Source organism: Alicycliphilus denitrificans K601, assembly GCF_000204645.1.
GTDB lineage: Bacteria > Pseudomonadota > Gammaproteobacteria > Burkholderiales > Burkholderiaceae_C > Alicycliphilus > Alicycliphilus denitrificans.
The window spans coordinates 1,600,557-1,621,582 of sequence record NC_015422.1; the positions used below are offsets into that span (position 1 = coordinate 1,600,557).

Consider the following 21,026-nt stretch of genomic DNA (forward strand, 5'->3'; position numbering starts at 1 on the left):
AACTTTTCTAGGAGAAACATCATGGATCTGGGTTTGACCGGCAAGGTCGCCATCGTCACCGGCTCGGCGCGCGGCCTGGGCGCCGCCACGGCGCGCCGCCTGGCGCAAGAGGGCGCGAAGGTCGTCATCACCGACATCAATGGCGAGCTGGCGCAGGCCACGGCCAAGGCGCTGCAGGACGAGGGCCTGGCCGCGCACTGCATCGTGGGCGACATCACCAAGGGCGCGGACGTGCAGCGCCTCGTCGACGAGACCGTGGCCCACTTCGGCGGCGTGTACATCCTGGTGAACAACGCCGGCGCGCCGCGCGACAAGTACCTCGTGAAGATGAGCGAGGACGACTGGGACTTCGTCATGGCCGTCATGCTCAAGGGCGCCTTCCTGGCCGCCAAGGCCGTGATGCCGCACTTCATCGACCAGGGCTGGGGCCGCATCATCAACATCAGCTCGCGCGCGCACCTGGGCAACCCCACGCAGGCCAACTACTCGGCGGCCAAGGCCGGCCTGATCGGCATGGCCAAGGCGCTGTCGAAAGAGGAAGGCCGCTACGGCGTCACCTGCAATTGCGTGGCGCCCGGCTTCATGGAAACGGAGATGGTGAAGGCGCTGCCCACCTACGAAACCATCAAGGACAACGCCATCGCGGCCCAGCCCGTCAAGCGCGTGGGCCAGCCCGACGACATCGCCGACGCCGTGGCCTTCCTGGCCAGCGAGCGCGCGGGCTTCATCAGCGGCGAGGTGCTGCACGTCACCGGCGGCCGCTACGGTTGATGCTTTTAAAACAATAGCTTGCAGCGCTTGGTGGACGGGCGCTGGAGGCCGATTTCATTCAAAAATCAAAGGTACTGAACATGAAACGAGCAGCCATCGTCTCTCCCCTGCGCACACCCGTGGGCGCGTTCGGCGGGGCATTGAAAGGCATTCCCGTCGAGGAACTGGGCGCCACCGTGGCGCGCGCCATCGTGGAGGCTACCGGGCTCGACGCCGCGCGCATCGACGACGTGGTCTTCGCCCAGAGCTACGCGAGCGGCGAGACGCCCTGCACCGGCCGCTGGGTCGCGCTGCAGGCGGGTTTCCCGATCGAAGTCGCGGGCATGCAGCTCGACCGCCGCTGCGGCGGCGGCGTGCAGGCCCTGGCCACGGCCGCCATGATGGTGCAGACCGGCGCGGCCGACGTGGTCATGGCCGGCGGCGTGGAGAGCATGAGCAACGTGGAGTACTACACCACCGACATGCGCTGGGGCAAGCGCGCGGGCACCGTGAAGCTGCACGACCGCCTGGACCGCGGCCGCGAGCGCTCGCAGCCCGAGAGCCGCTTCGGCCGCATCAACGGCATGATCGAGACGGCCGAGACGCTGGCGCGCGAGTATCAGATCAGCCGCGAGGAGGCCGACCGCTTCGCCGCGCGCAGCCACCAGCGCGCGGCCGCCGCGCAGAAGGCGGGCCATTTCGACGCCGAGATCGTTCCCGTCACCGTGCCCCAGCGCAAGGGCGACCCGCTGCTCGTGAAGCAGGACGAAGGCGTGCGCGGCGACACCACGGCCGAGAGCCTGGCCGGGATGCGCGCCATCATGAAGGACGGCATCGTCACCGCGGGCAATGCCTGCCAGCAGAACGACGCCGCCGCCGCCTGCCTGGTCGTGGCCGAGGACAAGCTGGCCGAGCTGGGCCTCACGCCCATCGGCTGGATCACCGGCTGGGCCGCCGCGGGCTGCGACCCGGCGCGCATGGGCATCGGCCCCGTGCCCGCCGTGCAGAAGCTGCTGGCGCGCACGGGCCTCAAGTTCGACCAGATGGACCTGATCGAGCTCAACGAAGCCTTCGCCTGCCAGGCGCTGGCCTGCGTGAAGGGCTGGGGCAGCAGCATGGAGGCGCTGGAAGACAGGCTCAACGTCAACGGCTCGGGCATCTCGCTGGGCCACCCCGTGGGCGCCACGGGCGTGCGCATCATGAGCACGCTGCTGCACGAGATGCAACGCCGCAAGGCGCGCTACGGCCTGGAGACGATGTGCATCGGCGGCGGCCAGGGCATCGCCATGGTGTTCGAGCGTGCTTGAAGGAGAACTCCCCATGGATTCCACCAAGATCTGGCAGCCCGGCGAGCGCGAGCTGCAGAAATCCGGCGTCGTGCAGCTGATGCGCGCGCTGGGCGTGCCCACGTACGAGGAGCTGATGCGCGTCTCCGTGGCCGAGCCCGAGCGCTACTGGAACACGGTGATGCGCGAGTGCGCTGTTCAATGGGACGTGCAGCCCACGGGCTACGTGGATCTGTCGCGCGGGCCGCAGTTCCCGAGCTGGTTCCCCGGCGGCAGGCTGAACTGGGTCAACACCATCTACGGCTGGGCGCGCAACCCCGCCACCGCGCGGCAGACGGCGGTGTTGGGCGAGCGCGAGGACGGCAGCGCCAGCGCGCTGACCTATGCCGAACTCGAAGCGCGTGTACGCGACTTCGCCGCCGGGCTGGCGCGGCAGGGCGTGCAGCAGGGCGACCGCATCGGCCTGCTGATGGAAAACGGCGTCGAGGCCACGATCTCGCTGCTGGCCATCGTGCACCTGGGCGCGCTCGTCGTGCCGCTGTTCAGCGGCTTCGGCGTCGATGCCATTGTGGCGCGCCTGTCGGCGGCCGAGGCGCGCATGGTCATCGCCTCCACGGGCTTCTCGCGCCGCACCAAGCGCGTGGACGTGCAGGGCGCCTTGCGCGACGCATGGCGCCAGTTGCCGCTGCTGGAGAACGTGGTCTGGAAGCGCGCCGAGGGCGAAGCCGCGCAGGACGCGCGCGACCTCGACTGGCAGCAGGTCGCCACCGTGGCGCAAGGGCAGGGGCAGGACGCCGTCGTCGTCACGCCCGACACGCCCTTCATGGTCATCTACACCTCGGGCACCACGGGCAAGCCCAAGGGCGTTGTGCACACGCACGGCAGCTTCCCCGTCAAGATCGCGCACGACTCGCTGGTGCACTTCGACGTGCATCCCGGCGACGTGTACTGCTGGCCCGCCGACATGGGCTGGATCGCCGGCACGCTGGTGCTGGGCTGCGCGCTGCTGCGCGGCGCCACGCTGGTGTGCTACGACGGCGCGCCCGACTATCCCGACTGGTCGCGCATGTCGCGCGTGGTGGAGCGCCACCGGGTCACGCACTTCGGCTCCGCGCCCACGCTGATCCGCGGCATGGCCAGCAACGAGGCGCTGGCGCTCGCGGGCGACCGCTCCACCGTGCGCCTGCTGATCACGGCGGGCGAGGGCATCGCGCCCGAGCACTTCAACTGGTTCCAGCAGCGCTTCGGCGACGGCACGGCGCCGCTCATCAACTACACGGGCGGCACCGAGGCATCGGGCGCGCTGCTGGCCAGCGTGCCGATCCGGCCCATCCCGCCCAGCGGCTTCAACACCGTCTCGCCCGGCGTGGCGGTGGACGTGGTGGACCCGTCGGGCAAGAGCGTGACCGGCGAGGTGGGCGAGCTCGCGATCCGCGCGCCCTTCGTGGGCATGACGCAGTCCTTCTGGCACGACGACGAGCGCTACCTGGAGACCTACTGGCAGGCCATCCCCGGCATCTGGGTGCATGGCGACCTGGCGCTGCGCACGCCCGAGGGCAACTTCTTCATGATGGGCCGCTCCGACGACACGCTGAAAGTCGCAGGCAAGCGCCTGGGGCCCGCGGAAGTGGAGGAAGTGGTGCTGGAGCTCGCCGACGTCGCCGAGGCCGCCGCCATCGGCGTGGCCGATGCCGAGAAGGGCCAGAAGCTCGTGGTCTTCGTCGTGCCCAAGCCGGCCGCCGCTGCCAGGGCCGGGGAACTGCAGGCCGCCGTGGCCGCCCACGTGGACAAGCGCCTGGGCCGGCCCTTCCGCCCCGGCAAGGTGCACGTGGTGGGGCAGTTGCCCAAGACGCGCAGCTCCAAGATCATGCGCCGCGTGATCCGCAGCGTGTACTGCGGCCTGCCGCCGGGCGACCTGTCGTCGCTGGACAACCCGGCCGCGCTCGACGAAGTGCGCGCAGCGGCGGCCTGAGACACATGACCGCACGCGCCGCCGCCGCCGGCGCCGCCGGGCCGCTGCCAGCCCTGGCGGGCATCACCGCCTGGCTGCGGCCCGAGCCGGGGCTCACCGTGGTCACGCCGCTGGTGCGCGCGCTCGTCATCATCTCGGCCTTCGCGCCGCAGGAGCGCTGGCTCGGCATCGGCCAACTGGCGCAGCGCACGGGGCTGCCGCCTTCCACGGTCACGCGCATCGCGCAGTCGCTGGTGCATCTGGGCTACCTGCTGTACGACGGCGATGAACGCAAGTACCGCCTGTCGCCGGCAGTGCTCGGGCTGGGCTACGCGGCCATCGCCCACTCGGCCATCCAGGGCCTGGCGGGCGAGCCCATGGCGGCCTTCGCGCGCCAGCACAAGGTGCACGTGTGCCTGGCCGCGCGCGACCGGCTCGACCTGGTGGTGCTCGAATGCCGGCGCAGCGTGGAATCGCCCATCGCGCTGCCGCTGCACGTGGGCATGCGCCTGGGGCTGGCCCAGTCGCCCATGGGCTGGGCGCTGCTGGCGGCCCTGCCCGAGCTGGAGCGCAGCTATCTGCTGGAGAACGTGGAGCGCCGCATGTCCCGCGAATGGAGCCGGCTGCGCCGCCGCGTCTGCGAGGGCACGGCACAGGTGTACGAGAAGGGCTACTGCGCCGCCATCGGCGAGTGGGAGCCGGACCTGGGCACCCTCGCCGCGCCCGTGCTGCTGGAAGGCAACGCGCCCTTCGTGCTGGCCTGCATAGGCGCCAGCCAGGGCATGACCCGCGCGCGCGTGGAGCGCGAGCTGGGGCCGCGCCTGCTGGCCATGGCGGGCGAGCTCCAATCCGACTTCAACGCCATCGGCCACTGAGGTTCAGGCCGCCCCCTTTTTCTTTTTCCCGCGAGAAAAAATGAAAGTTCTAGAAGGCATCAAGGTTCTCGATTTCGGCCGCTTCATCGCGGGGCCCTACTGCGCGGCCCTGCTGGCCGACTACGGGGCCGAGGTCATCCGCATCGACCGCGTGGAAGGCGGCGAGGACCGCTACATCGTGCCCGTCACCGAGGGCGGCGAGGGGGCGATGTTCCTGCAGCTCAACCGCAACAAGCGCTCCCTGACGCTGGACCTCGCCAGCCCCGAGGGCCGCGACATCGTGCGCAAGCTGGTCGCGGGCGCCGACGTGGTCGTCGCCAACATGCCGCCGCGCACGCTCAAGAGCCTGGGGCTGGACTACGAGAGCCTGTGCGCCGTCCGGCCCGACATCATCCTCGTGGCCCCCAACGCCTTCGGCACCAGCGAGGCCGTGCGCGACCGCGTGGGCTTCGACGGCGTGGGCCAGGCGCTGAGCGGCGCCGTGCACATCGCGGGCACGCCCGGGCAGCCGCAGAAGGCCATGGTGCCCGTGGTGGACTTCGCCACCTCGTTCGCCTGCGCCCTGGGCACCGTGCTCGCGCTCTACGAGCGCAAGCAGAGCGGCAAGGGGCAGGAGGTGAACGCCTCGCTGCTGTGCACCGGCCTGAACATGGCCAGCGGCGCGCTCATCGAGGAAGCCCTGCTGGGCCTGGACCGCCCGGCCACGCGCAACCGCGCCTCCGGCTACGCGCCGTCCGACATCTTCAAGGCCCGGGACGGCTGGTTCATCACCCAGGTCATCGGCCCCGCGATGTTCAGGAACTGGACCCGGCTCGTGGGCCGGCCGGAGCTGCTGGACGACCCGCGCTTCGCCGACGACCGGCTGCGCGGCGAGCACGGCGAATTCCTGAGCGGCGTGATGAGCGACTGGTGCCGCGATAAGACGCTCGGCGAATGCCTGGCCCTGCTGGAGAAGGCCCGCATCCCCGCGGGCCGCGTCAACTCGCCGCGCCAGGCGCTGCAGGACGAGACCGTCCAGGCCGCCGACCTCATCCACTGGATGGACTACCCCGGCGCGCCCAGGCAGGTGCCCATCTTCGCCACGCCCGTGTCGCTCTCGCGCACCCCGCCCGAGATCCGCCAGCGCGCGCCGCTCAACGGCGAGCACACCGACGAAATCCTGGCCGGCATCGGCCTGGGCGCGCAGGAAATCGCCGGCCTGCGCCAACGCAACATCGTTTAGGGAGACGCACCATGAGCCAAACCATCATCGAACGCCTGGCCGGTTTCTCGGCCGCCACCGACGTCGCCCGCCTGCCCGCCGAGGTCATCGAGGAATGCAAGCGCGACGTGCTCGACACCCTGGGCTGCGCGCTCGCGGGCATCGACCACCCCAAGGGCCGCATCGGCATCGAGGCCGGCAAGCGCCTGGGCGGCACGGGTGGCACCGCCACCATCATCGGCAGCGGCGAGAAATCCACGCCCCACGGCGCCGCCTTCGCCAACGGCGAGCTGGCCAATGCGCTGGACGCCGACTCGGTGCTGCTGCCCGGCCACGTGAGCCCCTACGTGCTGCCCGGCGCCTTCGCCATGGCCGAGGCGCAGCAGCGCTCGGGCAGGGAACTGATCGCCGCCGTCGCCGTGTCGCACGAGATCTCCTACCGCCTGGGCGCGGCCATGAGCGGCTACCGCGACACCCAGGACGGCAAGCCCTCTCAGTCCTCGGTGGTCGGCTACAGCAGCACGGTGTTCGGCGCCACGGCATCGGCCGGCAAGCTGCGCGGGCTGGATGCCGAAAAGCTGGCCAACGCCCTGGGCATCGCGGCCGCCACCGCCCCCGTCAACTCGCAGCGCGCCTGGTTCATGCACGCGCCCACGGCCACCATCAAGTACCAGATGGCCGGCGCGCTGACCAACGCGGCGCTGTCGGCCGTGGACATGGGCGACCTGGGCCACCGGGGCGACCTGCTGCTGCTCGACGACGAGGAGCACGGCTACCCGCGCTACGTCGGCACCGCGCGCTGGTCGCCCGAGTTGCTGACCGCGGGCCTGGGCGAGGACTGGCGCTTCCCGGCCTTCCAGATGTACAAGCCGTACCCGCACTGCCGCGTCATGCACGCGCCGCTGGACCTGCTGATCGACCTCGTCGCCCGGCACGACATCAAGGTGGAGGAGATCGAGGGCATCACCTCCTACGGCGAGGGCTGGGCCTACGAGCTGCCGTGCTTCACCAACCGCAAGATCCTGCTGCAGCACGACGCGCAGTTCTGCTTCGCGCACGGCCTGGCCGTGGCGGCACACCGCATCCCGCCGGGCCGGCAGTGGCAGGACGAGGCAGTGGTCTTCAACCCCTCGGTCATGGCGCTCATGAACAAGGTGCAGTTGAAGACCCACCCCACCTACTTCCAGTCCATCTCGGCCGACATCCTGAGCCGCCCCTCGCGCCTGGAGATCCAGGCGCGTGGCCAGACCTTCGCGGCCGAGAAGGGCTTCCCCAAGGGCATGCGCTCGTCCGACCCCAGCACCTACATGACCAACGACGAACTGGCGGCCAAGTTCCGCGCCTTCGTCGACGGCCTGCTGCCGGCCACCACCATCGAGCAGGTGATCGACAGCGTGCTGAACCTGGAGCGGGTGGAGGACTTCGGGGCTGTCATGCGCCTGATGGTGCGTACGAGCGCCTAACCCAGCCAGCGCGCATCGGGCCAGCGGCCTTGTTCGAACGTGGATTTGACGCAGTCCATCAGCACGCCCACCACGCAGCGCACGGGCGCCGTGGCCTGGCGGCTGCTGGGCGCAGCGAGCACGATGGTGCGCGTCAGGTCTGGGCTGGCGAGCGGCGCCGCGCTGAGCAGGCCGCGCTCCACCTCCTGCGTCACGCCCACGGCGGGCAGGATGGTCCAGCCGTGGCCCTGCGCGACCAGCTCCTTCTGCACGCTCAGCGCGTTGGTCTCGGCGAAGACCTGCAGGGTCAGCCCGGCCTCGGTCGCCGCGTGCTCGATGGCCGCGCGCAGGCCCTGCGGCGCGGCTGGCAGGATGAAGGGCTCCCGCGCCACGCGCTCCAGCGGCACGGGGCGCTTGCGCGAGAGCCTGGCGGCCGGCGCGGCCACCACCCACAGGCTTTCCTCCAGCAGCGCCTTCACGTGCAGCGCGGGCGTTTCCTTCTGGCCGTAGAGCAGGGCGGCGTCCACGTCGCCGGCCTCCAGCCAGTCCTGCAGGTGCCCCGCGTAGCCGATGGTCAGCCGCAGGCGGATGTGCGGGTAGCGCCGCGCCACCTCGGTCGCCAGCAGCGTCGCCAGCAGGTCCGAGGTGCTGGCCAGCAGGCCGATGCTCACGATGCCCGCCACCGGGCCCTCGGTGGGCTGGATCTCGGCCTTGGCGCGCGCCACCTCGCCCAGGATGCGGCGCGCATACTCCAGCATGGTCTTGCCCGAGGCCGTGAGCTGCATGCCGTGGCGGCCGCGCTCGAACAGCTCGGTGCCCAGGTCTTCCTCCAGCAGGCGCAGCTGGCGCGAAACGGCGGGCTGCACGAGGTTGAGCAGCGCCGAGGCGCGGGTGACGTTGCCCGTCTCGGCCACGGTGACGAAGGCGCGCAGTTGTTTCAGGTCCACGAAATGCCTCCATGCCAAAAAATGATGTTTTGATCAGGAAATTCTATTTTTTCTTGAATCGATCAAATATTACTATTGATCAATCTCACACACTTCGGAGACTCCACCCATGAGCGCCCTCTCTGCCCCCGACCAGTACCAGGAAATCCGCGACGCCGTGCGCGGCCTGTGCCAGCAGTTCCCGGCCGAATACCACCGCAAGATCGACGAGGCGCGCGGCTACCCCGAGGAATTCGTCACCGCCCTCACCAAGGCCGGCTGGCTGGCCGCGCTGATCCCGCAGGAGTTCGGCGGGCCGGGCCTGTCGATGGCCGAGGCCTCGGTCATCATGGAGGAGATCAACCGCAGCGGCGGCAACTCCGGCGCCTGCCACGGCCAGATGTACGTGATGAACACCATCGTGTTCAGCGGCACCGATGCGCAGAAGCAGAAGTACCTGCCCAGGATCGCGGCCGGCGACCTGCGCGTGCAGTCCATGGGCGTGACCGAGCCCACCACGGGCAGCGACACCACCAAGCTCAAGACCACGGCCGTGAAGAAGGACGGCCGCTGGGTCGTCAACGGCCAGAAGGTGTGGATCAGCCGCGTGCAGCACAGCGACCTGCTGATCCTGCTCGCGCGCACCACGCCGGTGGAGCAGGTGCAGAAAAAGAGCGACGGCCTGTCGTGCTTCATCGTGGAGCTGGACAAGGCCATCGGCAACGGCCTCACCGTGCGCCCCATCCTGAACATGGTCAACCACGAGACCAACGAGCTGTTCTTCGACAACCTGGAGCTGCCCGAGGATGCGCTGCTGGGCACCGAGGGCAAGGGCCTGAAGGTGATCTTCGACGGCCTGAACGCCGAGCGCACGCTGATCGCCGCCGAGTGCATCGGCGACGGCTACTGGTTCCTGGAGAAGGCGCGCGACTACGCGAACGAGCGCAAGGTGTTCGGCCGCCCCATCGGCCAGAACCAGGGCATCCAGTTCCCGCTGGCAGAGTCCTTCATCGAGCTGGAGGCCGCCAACCTCATGCGCTGGCGCGCCTGCCAGAAGATCGACGCGCGCGAGAACGCCGGCACCGAGGCCAACATGGCCAAGTACCTCGCCGCCAAGGCGAGCTGGGAGGCGGCCAATGCCTGCCTGCAGACGCACGGCGGCTTCGGCTTCGCCTGCGAATACGACGTGGAGCGCAAGTTCCGCGAAACACGCCTGTACCAGGTGGCGCCCATCTCCACCAACATGATCCTGAACCACGTCGCCCAGCACACGCTGGGCCTGCCCCGCTCATTCTGATTTTTTTGAAGGAATTGCACCCATGAAGATTCTCGTCCCCGTCAAACGCGTGGTGGACTACAACGTGAAAGTCCGGGTGAAATCGGACGGCACGGGCGTAGACATCGCCAACGTGAAGATGAGCATGAACCCGTTCGACGAAATCGCCGTCGAGGAAGCCGTACGCCTGAAGGAAAAAGGCGCGGCCACCGAAGTCATCGCCGTCAGCTGCGGCGTGGCGCAATGCCAGGAAACCCTGCGCACCGCCATGGCCATCGGCGCCGACCGCGCCATCCTCGTGGAAACCGACGCCGAACTGCAGCCCCTGGCCGTGGCCAAGCTCCTGAAGGCCCTGGTGGACAAGGAACAGCCCGGCCTCATCATCCTGGGCAAACAGGCCATCGACGACGACGCCAACCAGACCGGCCAGATGCTCGCCGCCCTGGCCGACCTGCCCCAGGCCACCTTCGCCAGCAAAGTCGAAATCGCCGGCGACAAAGCCAACGTCACGCGCGAAATCGACGGCGGCCTCGAAACCCTCTCCCTGGGCCTGCCCGCCGTGGTGACCACCGACCTGCGCCTCAATGAACCGCGCTACGTCACCCTGCCCAACATCATGAAGGCCAAGAAAAAGCCGCTGGAGAGCGTCAAGCCCGAAGACCTGGGCGTTCAAGTTGCCCCGCGCCTGAAGACCCTCAAGGTGGCGGAGCCTGCCAAGCGCGGCGCGGGCGTGAAGGTGGCCGACGTGGCCGCCCTGGTCGAGAAACTCAAGAACGAAGCGAAGGTGATCTGAATGTCCGTACTCGTCATTGCCGAACACGACAACGCGTCCATCAAGGGCGCAACCCTCAACACCGTGGCCGCAGCGCGCCAGATCAGCATGTTCGCCGACGGGCAGGTGCACGTGCTCGTGGCCGGCTCCCAAAGCGCGGCGGCCGCCGCCGCGGCCGCGCAGATCGAGGGCGTGGTCAAGGTGCTGCATGCCGATGGCGAGGCCCTGGCCCACGCCCTGGCCGAGAACGTGGCCGCCCAGGTGCTGGCCGTGGCCGGCCGCTACAGCCACATCCTGTTCCCGGCCACCGCCGGCGGCAAGAACGCCGCGCCGCGCGTGGCCGCCAAACTCGACGTGGCGCAGGTCAGCGACATCACCAAGGTGGTGGCCGTGGACACCTACGAGCGCCCCATCTACGCGGGCAACGCCATCGCCACCGTGCAGGGCACGGACGCCACCCAGGTCATCACCGTGCGCACCACGGGGTTCGACGCCGCACCCGCCACGGGCGGCGCGGCCAGCGTCGAGGCCATCGCCGCCGTGGCCGACAGCGGCAAAAGCCGCTTCGTGGGCAGCGAAATCGCCAAGAGCGACCGACCCGAACTCACCGCCGCCAAGATCATCGTCAGCGGCGGCCGCGCCCTGGGCAGCGCCGAGAAATTCAACGAAGTCATCACCCCGCTGGCCGACAAGCTGGGCGCGGCCATCGGCGCGAGCCGCGCTGCGGTGGACGCGGGCTACGCGCCCAACGACCTGCAGGTGGGGCAGACGGGCAAGATCGTGGCGCCGCAGCTGTACATCGCGTGCGGCATCTCGGGGGCCATCCAGCACTTGGCGGGCATGAAGGACAGCAAGGTCATCGTGGCCATCAACAAGGACCCCGAGGCGCCGATCTTCAGCGTGGCCGACTACGGGCTGGAGGCGGACCTGTTCCAGGCCGTGCCCGATATGGTCAAGGCGCTGTAGACCCGCAAGCTATTGAAAAGATAGCTGCCAGCGCTTTCTCATAAAGCGCTGTAGGTCATTTTCATCCATAAACCATGGAGCGTGCCGCATGAGCCAAGAAAGCCCCGAATCCTTCGACGCCTGGGTCGGTCGTACCGACGAGAGCGCGGACCAGGTCACCCAGGCGCCCATCCGCCTCATGCAGGCCACGCTGGACGCGGCCAGCGCCTGCGCGTTGCCGCCGGACCTGCCGCCGCTGTGGCACTGGCTGTACTTCCTGCCGGGCGAGCGCCAATCGAACATCGGCCCCGACGGGCACCCGAAGCGCGGCGGCTTCCTGCCGCCCATCAGCCTGCCCCGGCGCATGTGGGCGGGCGGGCGCCTGCAGTTCCTGCGGCCGCCGGCCGTGGGCGAGCGGGTGCGGCGCGTCTCGCTCATCAAGAGCGTGCAGACCAAGGACGGGCGCAGCGGCCGGCTGGTGTTCGTGACCGTGCAGCACAAGATCTCCGACACGCAGGGCGCGGTGATCCACGAGGAGCAGGACATCGTCTACCGCGACGCGCCGGCCCCCGGCGCACCCGCGCCCCAGCCCACGGCCGCGCCCACCGACGAGCAGTTCGGCCGCACCGTCACGCCCGACCCGGTGCTGCTCATGCGCTACTCGGCCCTCACTTTCAACGGCCACCGCATCCACTACGACCGGCCCTACGCCATGCAGGAGGAGGGCTACCCCGGCCTCGTGGTGCACGGGCCGCTGATCGCCACGCTGCTCATGGAGGAACTGCGCCGCGCACACCCGGGCAGGGCCATCCGCGGCTTCGAGTTCAAGGCCGTCAGCCCCTTGTTCGACACAGCGCCGTTCAGCGTCAACGGCAAGCTGGAAGGCAACACGGCGCGCCTGTGGGCACGTGGCCCGCAGGGCCAGCTCGCCATGCAGGCCAGCGCAGATATCGAGTAGGAACGCAGACCCATGCAGGCACCCACCCCACGCAAAGGCCCGCTGAGCGGGATGACCGTCGTCACGCTGGAGCACGCCATCGCCGCGCCGTTCTGCACGCGCCAGCTCGCCGACCTGGGCGCGCGCGTCATCAAGGTGGAGCGCCCCGGCGTGGGCGACTTCGCGCGCGCCTACGACCACCGCACGCGCGGCCTGGCCTCGCACTTCGTCTGGACCAACCGCTCCAAGGAAAGCCTCACGCTCGACCTCAAGCAGCCGCAGGCGCAGCAGGTGCTGGGCGAACTCATCGCCGGGGCCGACGTGCTGGTGCAGAATCTCGCGCCCGGCGCGGCGGCGCGCATGGGCCTGTCGTTCGAGGCGCTGCACGCCAGGCATCCCAGGCTCATCGTCTGCGACATCAGCGGCTACGGCGCCGACGGCCCCTACCGCGACAAGAAGGCCTACGACCTGCTGATCCAGAGCGAGGCCGCGTTCCTCTCCATCACCGGCACCAAGGACGAGCCCTGCAAGGCCGGCAACTCCATCGCCGACATCGCGGCGGGCATGTACGCCTACACGGGCATCCTGAGCGCGCTGCTGCAGCGCAGCCTCACGGGCGAAGGCTCGCACGTCGAGGTCTCCATGCTCGAAGCGTTGGCCGAGTGGATGGGCTTTCCCATGTACTACGCCTACGACGGCCAGCAGCCGCCCGGGCGCAACGGCGCCGCGCACGCCACCATCTACCCCTACGGCCCCTTCACGGCCGGCGACGGCAAGGTCGTCATGCTGGGCCTGCAGAACGAGCGCGAGTGGAAGCTGTTCTGCGACGTGGTGCTGCGCCGCCCCGAGCTGGCCGCGGATCCGCGCTTCGACGCCAACGTGCGCCGCACGGAGAACCGCGCCGCCCTGAAGGACGCCATCGAGCAGACCTTCGCCAGCCTCACGGCGCAGGAGGTGATCGCGCGCCTGGACGAAGCGCAGATCGCCAACGCCGCCGTCAACCAGGTGGGCGACCTGTGGGCGCACCCGCAGCTGCACGCGCGCCAGCGCTTCCGCCCCATCGGCTCGCCGGCGGGCGAGCTGCAGGCGCTGCTGCCGCCCGCCACCGTGGGCAGCTTCGATGCCCGCATGGACCCCGTGCCCGCGCTCGGCGAGCACAGCGAGGCCATCCTGCGCGAGCTCGGCCGCAGCGCGGCCGACATCGAACAACTGCGCGCCGCTGGAGTGATCTGAACATGACCGCATCTTCCGTAAACCACGCGCGCAGCCTGCTGTTCGTGCCCGCCACCAAGCCCGAGCGCTTCGCCAAGGCGCTCGACTCGGGCGCCGACTGCATCATCATCGACCTCGAGGACGCAGTGGCCGAGGGCAGCAAGGACGGCGCGCGCGAGCAGCTCGCGCAGCACCTGCCGCAGCTGACCGCGGACCAGCGCGCGCGCACCGTGGTGCGCATCAACGCCGCGGGCACGCCCTGGCACGAAGCCGACCTCGCCCTGCTGCGCCAATGGACAGGGCAGGGCGTGGCCGTGATGCTGCCCAAATCCGAGGAACCCGCCGCGCTGCACGGCGTGGCGCAGGTGCTGGGCGAGGGGGCGAACATCGTGGCCCTGGTCGAATCGCTGGCCGGGCTGGACGCGCTCGACCTGATCGCGCGCGTGCCCCAGGTCGTGCGTCTGGCCTTCGGCCACCTGGACTTCCAGCTCGACCTGGGCATGCGCGCCTCGGTGGAGGAGCCCGAGCTCGCCTTCGCGCGCAACGCCCTCGTGGCGGCGTCGCGCCGCGCCAGGATGCCCGCGCCCATCGACGGCGTGACCACCGACACCGGCAGCGCCGAGCGCTTGGCGGCCGACGCCAGGCGCGCCCGCGCCTTCGGCTTCGGCGGCAAGCTGTGCATCCACCCAGCGCAGGTCGCGGGCGTGAACGAGGCGCTGGGCTACTCCGAGGCCGAGCAGGCCTGGGCGCTGCGCGTGCTCGAAGAAGCCGCCAGGCGCGGCGGCGAGGTGTTCAGCCTGGACGGCCGCATGGTGGACCTGCCCGTGATCCGCGCGGCCGAGGCGATCGCGGCGAGTATTCGAAAATAATAGCTGCCGGCGCTTGCTGGACAAGCGCTAAAGGCCGATTTCATTCAAAGAGACCGCACGATGACGAACGAAGAAATCCTCAGCGCATACGGCCCGCGCGAAGCCATGGAATACGACGTGGTGATCGTCGGCGGAGGCCCGGCGGGCCTGTCCACGGCCATCCGCCTGAAACAACTGGCGGCCGAGCGCGGCACGGACGTCTCCGTCGTCGTGCTGGAAAAAGGCTCCGAGCCCGGCGCGCACATCCTCTCGGGCGCCATCATGGACCCGCGCGCGCTCACCGAACTCATCCCCGACTGGAAGGAACGCGGCGCGCCCCTGAACCAGCCCGTCACCGACGACGCCTACATCTTCCTGTCCGAAACCTCGGCCTTACGCGTGCCCAACGCCTTCCTGCCGCCGTTCGCGCACAACCACGGCAACTACATCGTGCGCCTGGGCGACGTGACCAAATGGCTGGCCGAACAGGCCGAAAGCCTGGGCGTGGAAATCTTCCCCGGCTTCCCCGCCGCCGAAGTGCTCTACACGGACGGCTCCGAGAATGGGGGCGTACCTGCGGTACGGGGCGTGGCCACCGGCAACATGGGGCTGGGCAAGGACGGCGAATCCACCGAGAACTTCCAGCTCGGCATGGAACTGCTGGGCAAGTACACCATCTTCGCCGAAAGCGCGCGCGGCCACCTGGGCAAGCAGCTCATCGCCCGCTACAGCTCGACGACAACCGCGACCCGCAAAGCTTCGGCATCGGCGTCAAGGAACTGTGGGGAATCGACCCCCAAGAACAACAGCCCGGCCTTCGTCATGCACAACCGCCGGCTTGCCCCATGGACAGCAAGACCTACGGCGGCGCCTTCCTGTACCACCTGGAAGACAACAAGGTGGCCCTGGGCTTCGTCACCGGCCTGGGCTACACCAACCCGTACCTGAGCCCCCTTCGAGGAATTCCAGCGCTGGAAGACCCACCCCAACGTGCGCTGGTACTTCGAGAACGACAAAGGCGAAATCACCGCCAAGCGCCTCTCATACGGCGCGCGCGCCATCAACGCCAGCGGCATCAACTCCCTGCCCCAAGACCATCTTCCCCGGCGGCGCGCTCGTGGGCTGCGACGCGGGCTACCTGAACGTCAGCCGCATCAAGGGCAGCCACTCGGCCATCAAGACCGGCATGCTCGCGGCCGAGGCCGCCTACGAGGCCATCCAAGCGGGCCGCCAGCACGACGAACTCACGGCCTACCCCAAGGCCTTCGAGGCAAGCTGGCTCTACACCGAACTCAACAAAGACCGCAACTTCAAGAACTGGTTCAAGTACGGCCTGGCCACCGCCACGCTGATGAACGGCTTCGAACAATTCGTGCTGCGCGGACACATCCCCTGGACGCTGCACCGCGAAAAGCCCGACCACGCGTACCTCAAGCCCGCGGCCGAGTGCAAGCCCATCGTCTACCCCAAGCCCGACGGCAAGCTCACCTTCGACCGGCTCTCCAGCGTCTTCATCAGCAACACCAACCACGAAGAGAACCAGCCCGCGCACCTCACGCTCAAGGACGCCTCGGTGCCCGTGAACGTGAACCTGGCCACATACGCGGGGCCCGAGGCGCGCTACTGCCCGGCCGGGGTGTACGAGTTCGTTCCCGACGAGGCCCATGCGGGCCAGCAGCGGCTGCAGATCAACGCGCAGAACTGCGTGCACTGCAAGACCTGCGACATCAAGGACCCGACGCAGAACATCGTCTGGGTCACGCCCGAGGGGGGCGGCGGGCCCAACTATTCGGGTATGTGACGCAGCCGCAGCTTGGCCGGGGGCAGTCGTTGGGCTTGCCGCTGGCCACGACCAGTGCGGAAGAAACGAAGGGCGCCTGACTGCCAGGCGCCCTGTGCCGTTTGGGGCGCCTAATGCGCCGCCTGCCCGAAGTAATGCTCCTCCACCTCGGGATCGTGCGCGAGCACATCGGCCTCGCCCTGCTTGACGATGCGCCCCTGTTCGAGCACGGCCGCGCGGTGCGCGGTCTCCAGCGCCAGGCGCGCGTTCTGCTCCACCAGGAAGATCGTCATGCCCTCCTCGTTGAGCCGGCGGATGGCGCGGAACACATCGGCGATGATCACCGGCGCCAGCCCCAGGCTGGGCTCGTCGAGCAGCAGCACGCGCGGGTGGCCCATGAGCGCGCGGCCGATGGCCAGCATCTGCTGCTGCCCGCCCGAGAGCGTGCCCGAGAGCTGCTGGCGCCGCTCGGCCAGGATGGGGAACAGCGCGAACACGCGGTCCAGGTCGGCCTGCACGTCGCCCTTGCGCGCGCCCAGGGCCTCGCGGCCGAGCATGAGGTTCTCCAGCACCGACAGCGGGGCGATCACGCGCCGCCCCTCGGGCACCTGGATCACGCCCAGGCGCGCCCTCTGGTACGAAGGCAGGCGATTGAACTCGCGCCCGCCGAACTCGATGGAGCCCGTGGAAGGCACGATGCCCGTCACCGCGTTGACCAGGCTGGACTTGCCCGCGCCATTGGGCCCGATGAGCGTGAAGATCTCGCCCTGTTTGATCTGCAGCGACACGCCGCGCAGCGCGGTGATGCCCTGGTAGTGCACCTCCAGCCTGTCGATGGCCAGGGCGTGCGCGGCGGATTGGTTGATGGGATGGTTCATGTAGAGAGCGTGTTATGCACTTTCACGTGCCCACGTTGGGCCAAAAGGCCAGCGCTCGCGGCGTTGCGGCCCTTGCCAAGGCCCCGGCCTTGGCGGCGGACCGCGCCTTGCTATCACAGGCCTTTTGGCCCAACGTGGGCACGTGAAAGTGCATAACACGCTCTCTAGCTCCCCAGATAGGCTTCGATCACCACAGGGTCTGCCAGCACCGCGTCTGGCGCACCCTGGGCGATCAGGCGGCCCGAGGCCGTGACATACAGATGCGAGCAGACCTGCGTGACGAAGCGCATGTTGTGCTCCACCAGCAGGATCGCCACGCCCGATGCGGCCACCTGGCTGAAAATGTGGCCCAGCTCGGAGGCCTCGGTGTCATTCATGCCCGCCACCGGCTCGTCGAGCAGCAGCAGCTGCGGCCTCATCGCCAGCGCGCGCATCATCTCGATGCGCCGCTGATGGCCGTAGGACAGCGTGCCCGCGCGGTGCTCGGCCAGATGCGCCATGCCGAAGCGCTCCAGCAGCGCCTGGGCCTCGGCGCGGTGCGCCGCCTGCTCGGCCCGCGCCGAGGGCAGGCCCAGCAGGTTGGCCCAGAAGCCCGTGCGCTGGTGCAGGTGAAAACCCGAGAGCACGTTGTCCAGCACCGTGCCCTCGGTCACCAGGCGGATGTTCTGGAAGGTGCGCGCCATGCCCGCGCGCGCCAGGTCGGCGGCCTCGAGCGTGGAAACATCCTTGCCGTTGAACAGGATGCGGCCCGAAGTGAGCTTGAGGATGCCCATGATGAGATTGATCACCGTGGTCTTGCCCGCGCCGTTGGGACCGATCAGGCCGGTGATGGTGCCGGGCGGCGCCGACAGGCTCAGGCCATCGACGGCGGGCAGGCCGCCGAAGCGCTTGCCCACGCCGTCGAGCTGCAGGGTGGGTGCGGTACTCATGCCGGGGCTCCTTCGCGCAGCGTGCCTTCGCGCAGCGCAACCTCGCGCTGCACCTTGCGGTCATACCGCCACGAGCGCAGCGTGTCGGCGATGCCATGGGGCAGGTAGATGATGATGAGCATGAGCAGCGCGCCCTGCACCACGCCCCGGTAGTCGGCGAAGAAGCGCACGAACTCGGGCAGCGTGGTCAGCACGCCCGCGCCCACCAGCGGCCCCCAGATCGACGTGGCGCCGCCAAGCACGGACGAGGCCAGCGCATGCACCAGCATGTGGAAGCCGAACTCCTCGGGCGAGATCGCATACGAGTTGAACGCGTGCAGCGCCCCGGCCAGCCCCGCGAACAGGCCCGAGAGCACCATCGCCAGGCGCTGGTGATAGGCCACGCGGATGCCCAGCGACACCGCCACCGTCTCATCGGCGCGGATCACGTCCATGGCGCGGCCCAGGCTGAACTTGCCCAGCGTCCAGGTCAGCAGCATGCACAGGGCCACGATCAGCAGCAGCCAGCCGGTGGTGGCCGCCTTCGGAATGCCCGAGATGCCCAGCACGCCGTTGGTCACGCTGTCCCAGTTCTGGGCGATGGTCACCATCACCTGCACCAGCGCCAGCGTGGCCAGTGCCTGGAACACCCCGCGCAGGCGCGAGAGCGGATAGGCCATGAGCGCGCTCACCACGCCCGCCAGCAGCGTGCCGCTGGCGATCGCCAGCGGCGCGGACCAGCCGTGCGTGACGGCCAGGATGGCCGAGGTATAGGCGCCGATGGCGGCGAACGCCGCCGGGCCGATGGAGAACGTGCCCGCGCGCAGCACCACCGCCTGGCTCATGGCCAGCAGCGTGTAAATCAGCACATGGTCGAGGACGGAGCTATAGGAAAGCAGGTAATCGATCATGGGTTCACTGCCTTTGCACGCGCATGACCGCGCCCGGCTTGCCGAACAGGCCCGTGGGGCGGATCAGGATGATGACGAAGAGGATGACGAAGGCGATGGCGTCCGCCGCCGCCGAGGAGATGTAGGCATAGGCCAGCGTCTGCACCACGCCGATGATCACGCCGCCCACGAGCGAGCCCGCGATGGAGCCCAGGCCGCCGAGGATGATGATGACGAAGGCGCGCATGAGGAACGGCTCGCCCATCAGGAAGTGCACCGAGTTGAACGCCAGCCCGATGAGCACGCCCGCGAAGCCCGCCAGGGCGCCGGAGATGAAGAACACCTGGATGTTGACCCACTCGGCATTGATGCCCAGCAGCTGCGCCGTGCCTTCCGAATGCGCCACGCAGCGGATGCGCCGGCCCATGCCGGTGTAGTACAGCGCATAGATCAGTGCGCCCACCAGCACCAGGGCGGAGAGCACGATGATGAGCTGCAGCCGCTGCACCTGCAGGCCGAGGAACTCGTGGATCACCACAGGGAAGGTGTCGGCCGGGAACTGCCACACGGCCGTGTTGGAGGCCTTCTGCGCCAGCGCCACGAGGGCGATGCTCGCGCCGATGGAGGTGAGGATGTAGGAGAACTCGGGCGCGTGGCGGCGGCGCAGCGGGCGGAAGGCCACGAAGTCGAGCAGCACGGAGAGCACGCCGCCCGCGAGCATGCCCACGAGCAGCGCGACGATGAACGGCGCATGGAACACCGTGGCGGCGTACAGGCCCGCGAATGCGCCCCACATGAACACGGAGCCGTAGGCCATGTTCAGGATGTGGTTGACGCCGAACAGCAGGGTGAAGCCCAGCGCGAAGACGGCGAAGGTGCCGCCCACGACCAGGCCATTGAGGAGCTGTTGGATCAGCATGGGAGAGGCTTCATAAGAGTGAGATTGGCCGCCAGCGCTTGTGCATCAAGCGCTGGCAGCTATCGTTTCAATAGAAATTCAGGGCGCGGGGACGAACTTGCCGCCCTTGACCACGAGGACGATGGCGCCGTAGCTCGGCACGCGGTCCTTCTGGTTCCACACGCCGGAGCCGCCGACGATGGGCACGTCGCGCACCTTGTGGTAGCCCTCGCGCACCGAGTCGCGCGTGGGGTTGGGGCCGGCTTCCTTGAGCGTCGCCAGCGCCACCTGGGCGAGCGAGTAGGCCGATGCGGCCCAGTTGTCGGGCTCCACGCCCCAGCGCGCCTTGTAGGCGGCCTCGAACGACTTGTTCAGCGGCCGGTCGATGCCCGCCACGTAGTCCGACACGGCGATGGAGCCTTCGGACGCGGGGCCCGTCATCTCCAGGAACTTCTGCGACACCATGGCGATGGTGCCGATGTAGCGCACCTTGTCGCCGCTGCCCGCCTGGCGCAGCTGCAGCACGATGTTGGCCGACTGCTCGCCGTAGGTGGCGAAGTACACCGCATCCACGTCCAGGCCCTTGAGCTTGGTGGCCAGGGGCAGGAAGTTGGAGTCGCTGCTGACCACGGCTTCTTCTGCCACCACCGTGCCGCCGCCCGCCTTGAAGGGATCGCGGAAGTGGTTCTTGTATTCGATCAGCGCTTCGTTCACGCGGTCGTAGACGATGGCCACCTTCCTGATCGGCGTCTTCTCCAGCACGTATTTGGCCACGAGCGGGCTGACCACCGAGGGCGCCTGCTGGAACTTCAGCATCCACGGGCCGGGCTTGAGGATGGCGTCCGAGGTGACGAAGCTCAGGCTGGGCGTCTTCTTGTCGTTGAACACGGGGGCCACGGCCACGCCCTCGGTGGTGGCCGAGGGGCCCAGCACCAGCACGGCGCGGTCGCGGTCCGCCGCCTGGCCGGCCAGGTTGATGGCCTGGCCCTTGTCGCTGGCGCTGTCGCGCTCCATCAGGTTGATCTTGCGGCCGTTGACGCCGCCCTTGGCGTTGGCTTCTTCCACGGCCAGGCGGATGGCCTTCTGGTAGTTGGCGCCGGCGAAGGCCACGGGGCCGGTGACCGACTGGATGGACACCACGGGGATGTCCTGGGCCTGGGCCGCCAGGGTGGCCGACGCGGCGAGCGCTGCGGCCGTGGCCAGTTTCCTGATGGCATGTTGAAAGCACTGCATGGTTGTCTCCTGTGAGGT

18 protein-coding genes and 1 pseudogene are annotated in these 21,026 nt (G+C 69.0%); 13 read left to right on the top strand and 6 right to left on the bottom strand.

Annotation, left to right across the window (positions count from 1 at the left end; genetic code table 11):
- The first annotated feature begins 21 nt into the window (after positions 1-21).
- The 6 genes from ALIDE2_RS07570 (at position 22) to ALIDE2_RS07595 (ending at position 7,526) form a co-directional block, all read left to right on the top strand.
- On the top strand, positions 22-771 hold the full coding sequence (locus ALIDE2_RS07570) for an SDR family NAD(P)-dependent oxidoreductase (protein WP_013721723.1): 750 nt from the start codon (positions 22-24) through the stop codon (positions 769-771).
- An 80-nt stretch (positions 772-851) separates the two neighbouring features.
- Positions 852-2,057 (top strand): acetyl-CoA C-acetyltransferase, encoded by a 1,206-nt coding sequence (locus ALIDE2_RS07575; RefSeq protein WP_013721724.1) that lies wholly within the window; start codon positions 852-854, stop codon positions 2,055-2,057.
- Positions 2,058-2,070: 13 nt separating this feature from the next.
- Complete coding sequence (locus ALIDE2_RS07580) at positions 2,071-4,008, top strand: AMP-binding protein (protein WP_013721725.1); 1,938 nt, start codon at positions 2,071-2,073, stop codon at positions 4,006-4,008.
- Positions 4,009-4,013: 5 nt separating this feature from the next.
- Positions 4,014-4,862 (top strand): IclR family transcriptional regulator, encoded by an 849-nt coding sequence (locus ALIDE2_RS07585; protein WP_013721726.1) that lies wholly within the window; start codon positions 4,014-4,016, stop codon positions 4,860-4,862.
- Positions 4,863-4,902: 40 nt separating this feature from the next.
- A complete protein-coding gene (locus tag ALIDE2_RS07590; protein ID WP_013721727.1) occupies positions 4,903-6,084 on the top strand; it encodes a CaiB/BaiF CoA transferase family protein in 1,182 nt (393 codons plus the stop codon).
- A gap of 11 nt (positions 6,085-6,095) precedes the next feature.
- Complete coding sequence (locus tag ALIDE2_RS07595; protein ID WP_013721728.1) at positions 6,096-7,526, top strand: MmgE/PrpD family protein; 1,431 nt, start codon at positions 6,096-6,098, stop codon at positions 7,524-7,526.
- Here ALIDE2_RS07595 and ALIDE2_RS07600 read toward each other — a convergent pair.
- A complete protein-coding gene (locus ALIDE2_RS07600; RefSeq protein ID WP_013721729.1) occupies positions 7,523-8,452 on the bottom strand; it encodes a LysR substrate-binding domain-containing protein in 930 nt (309 codons plus the stop codon). The two genes, ALIDE2_RS07595 and ALIDE2_RS07600, sit on opposite strands and share 4 nt — an antisense overlap.
- Before the next feature lie 109 nt (positions 8,453-8,561).
- On the opposite strand from ALIDE2_RS07600, the gene ALIDE2_RS07605 reads away from it, so the two are divergent.
- From ALIDE2_RS07605 to ALIDE2_RS07635, 7 genes and pseudogenes are all read left to right on the top strand, one after another.
- Entirely contained in the window at positions 8,562-9,728 is a 1,167-nt protein-coding gene (locus tag ALIDE2_RS07605) for an acyl-CoA dehydrogenase family protein (RefSeq protein WP_013519741.1), read from the top strand.
- A 22-nt stretch (positions 9,729-9,750) separates the two neighbouring features.
- Positions 9,751-10,500 carry an electron transfer flavoprotein subunit beta/FixA family protein gene (locus tag ALIDE2_RS07610; RefSeq protein ID WP_013721730.1) on the top strand — a complete coding sequence of 250 codons (750 nt, stop codon included), beginning with the start codon at positions 9,751-9,753 and terminating at the stop codon, positions 10,498-10,500.
- Positions 10,501-11,445, top strand: coding sequence for an electron transfer flavoprotein subunit alpha/FixB family protein (locus ALIDE2_RS07615; RefSeq protein ID WP_013721731.1), 945 nt, complete (start codon positions 10,501-10,503; stop codon positions 11,443-11,445).
- A gap of 88 nt (positions 11,446-11,533) precedes the next feature.
- Positions 11,534-12,382 (top strand): HTD2 family dehydratase, encoded by an 849-nt coding sequence (locus ALIDE2_RS07620; RefSeq protein ID WP_013721732.1) that lies wholly within the window; start codon positions 11,534-11,536, stop codon positions 12,380-12,382.
- 12 nt (positions 12,383-12,394) lie between these two features.
- The gene (locus ALIDE2_RS07625; RefSeq protein ID WP_013519737.1) at positions 12,395-13,594 is read left to right on the top strand and encodes a CaiB/BaiF CoA transferase family protein; all 1,200 of its coding nucleotides are present in this window, start codon (positions 12,395-12,397) and stop codon (positions 13,592-13,594) included.
- A gap of 2 nt (positions 13,595-13,596) precedes the next feature.
- Entirely contained in the window at positions 13,597-14,442 is an 846-nt protein-coding gene (locus tag ALIDE2_RS07630; protein ID WP_013519736.1) for an HpcH/HpaI aldolase/citrate lyase family protein, read from the top strand.
- A gap of 60 nt (positions 14,443-14,502) precedes the next feature.
- Positions 14,503-16,222, top strand: a pseudogene (locus ALIDE2_RS07635) (electron transfer flavoprotein-ubiquinone oxidoreductase).
- A gap of 110 nt (positions 16,223-16,332) precedes the next feature.
- Here the strand turns inward: ALIDE2_RS07635 and ALIDE2_RS07640 are convergent.
- The 5 genes from ALIDE2_RS07640 to ALIDE2_RS07660 form a co-directional block, all read right to left on the bottom strand.
- On the bottom strand, positions 16,333-17,079 hold the full coding sequence (locus tag ALIDE2_RS07640) for an ABC transporter ATP-binding protein (RefSeq protein ID WP_013519735.1): 747 nt from the start codon (positions 17,077-17,079) through the stop codon (positions 16,333-16,335).
- 164 nt (positions 17,080-17,243) lie between these two features.
- Complete coding sequence (locus ALIDE2_RS07645) at positions 17,244-18,008, bottom strand: ABC transporter ATP-binding protein (protein WP_013519734.1); 765 nt, start codon at positions 18,006-18,008, stop codon at positions 17,244-17,246.
- A complete protein-coding gene (locus ALIDE2_RS07650; RefSeq protein ID WP_013519733.1) occupies positions 18,005-18,898 on the bottom strand; it encodes a branched-chain amino acid ABC transporter permease in 894 nt (297 codons plus the stop codon). The genes ALIDE2_RS07645 and ALIDE2_RS07650 overlap by 4 nt, the downstream gene beginning before the upstream one ends.
- A gap of 4 nt (positions 18,899-18,902) precedes the next feature.
- Positions 18,903-19,796 (bottom strand): branched-chain amino acid ABC transporter permease, encoded by an 894-nt coding sequence (locus ALIDE2_RS07655; protein ID WP_013519732.1) that lies wholly within the window; start codon positions 19,794-19,796, stop codon positions 18,903-18,905.
- A gap of 78 nt (positions 19,797-19,874) precedes the next feature.
- Positions 19,875-21,008, bottom strand: coding sequence for an ABC transporter substrate-binding protein (locus tag ALIDE2_RS07660; RefSeq protein WP_013519731.1), 1,134 nt, complete (start codon positions 21,006-21,008; stop codon positions 19,875-19,877).
- Positions 21,009-21,026: the final 18 nt, after the last annotated feature.

What these genes read in the sequence shown, in the direction of transcription:
- ALIDE2_RS07570 (WP_013721723.1), top strand. Translation starts at nt 22, where the DNA reads ATGGATCTGGGTTTGACCGGCAAGGTCGCCATCGTCACCGGCTCGGCG.
- ALIDE2_RS07575 (WP_013721724.1), top strand. Translation starts at nt 852, where the DNA reads ATGAAACGAGCAGCCATCGTCTCTCCCCTGCGCACACCCGTGGGCGCG.
- ALIDE2_RS07580 (WP_013721725.1), top strand. Translation starts at nt 2,071, where the DNA reads ATGGATTCCACCAAGATCTGGCAGCCCGGCGAGCGCGAGCTGCAGAAA.
- ALIDE2_RS07585 (WP_013721726.1), top strand. Translation starts at nt 4,014, where the DNA reads ATGACCGCACGCGCCGCCGCCGCCGGCGCCGCCGGGCCGCTGCCAGCC.
- ALIDE2_RS07590 (WP_013721727.1), top strand. Translation starts at nt 4,903, where the DNA reads ATGAAAGTTCTAGAAGGCATCAAGGTTCTCGATTTCGGCCGCTTCATC.
- ALIDE2_RS07595 (WP_013721728.1), top strand. Translation starts at nt 6,096, where the DNA reads ATGAGCCAAACCATCATCGAACGCCTGGCCGGTTTCTCGGCCGCCACC.
- ALIDE2_RS07605 (WP_013519741.1), top strand. Translation starts at nt 8,562, where the DNA reads ATGAGCGCCCTCTCTGCCCCCGACCAGTACCAGGAAATCCGCGACGCC.
- ALIDE2_RS07610 (WP_013721730.1), top strand. Translation starts at nt 9,751, where the DNA reads ATGAAGATTCTCGTCCCCGTCAAACGCGTGGTGGACTACAACGTGAAA.
- ALIDE2_RS07615 (WP_013721731.1), top strand. Translation starts at nt 10,501, where the DNA reads ATGTCCGTACTCGTCATTGCCGAACACGACAACGCGTCCATCAAGGGC.
- ALIDE2_RS07620 (WP_013721732.1), top strand. Translation starts at nt 11,534, where the DNA reads ATGAGCCAAGAAAGCCCCGAATCCTTCGACGCCTGGGTCGGTCGTACC.
- ALIDE2_RS07625 (WP_013519737.1), top strand. Translation starts at nt 12,395, where the DNA reads ATGCAGGCACCCACCCCACGCAAAGGCCCGCTGAGCGGGATGACCGTC.
- ALIDE2_RS07630 (WP_013519736.1), top strand. Translation starts at nt 13,597, where the DNA reads ATGACCGCATCTTCCGTAAACCACGCGCGCAGCCTGCTGTTCGTGCCC.
- ALIDE2_RS07640 (WP_013519735.1), bottom strand. Translation starts at nt 17,079, where the DNA reads ATGAACCATCCCATCAACCAATCCGCCGCGCACGCCCTGGCCATCGAC.
- ALIDE2_RS07645 (WP_013519734.1), bottom strand. Translation starts at nt 18,008, where the DNA reads ATGAGTACCGCACCCACCCTGCAGCTCGACGGCGTGGGCAAGCGCTTC.
- ALIDE2_RS07650 (WP_013519733.1), bottom strand. Translation starts at nt 18,898, where the DNA reads ATGATCGATTACCTGCTTTCCTATAGCTCCGTCCTCGACCATGTGCTG.
- ALIDE2_RS07655 (WP_013519732.1), bottom strand. Translation starts at nt 19,796, where the DNA reads ATGCTGATCCAACAGCTCCTCAATGGCCTGGTCGTGGGCGGCACCTTC.
- ALIDE2_RS07660 (WP_013519731.1), bottom strand. Translation starts at nt 21,008, where the DNA reads ATGCAGTGCTTTCAACATGCCATCAGGAAACTGGCCACGGCCGCAGCG.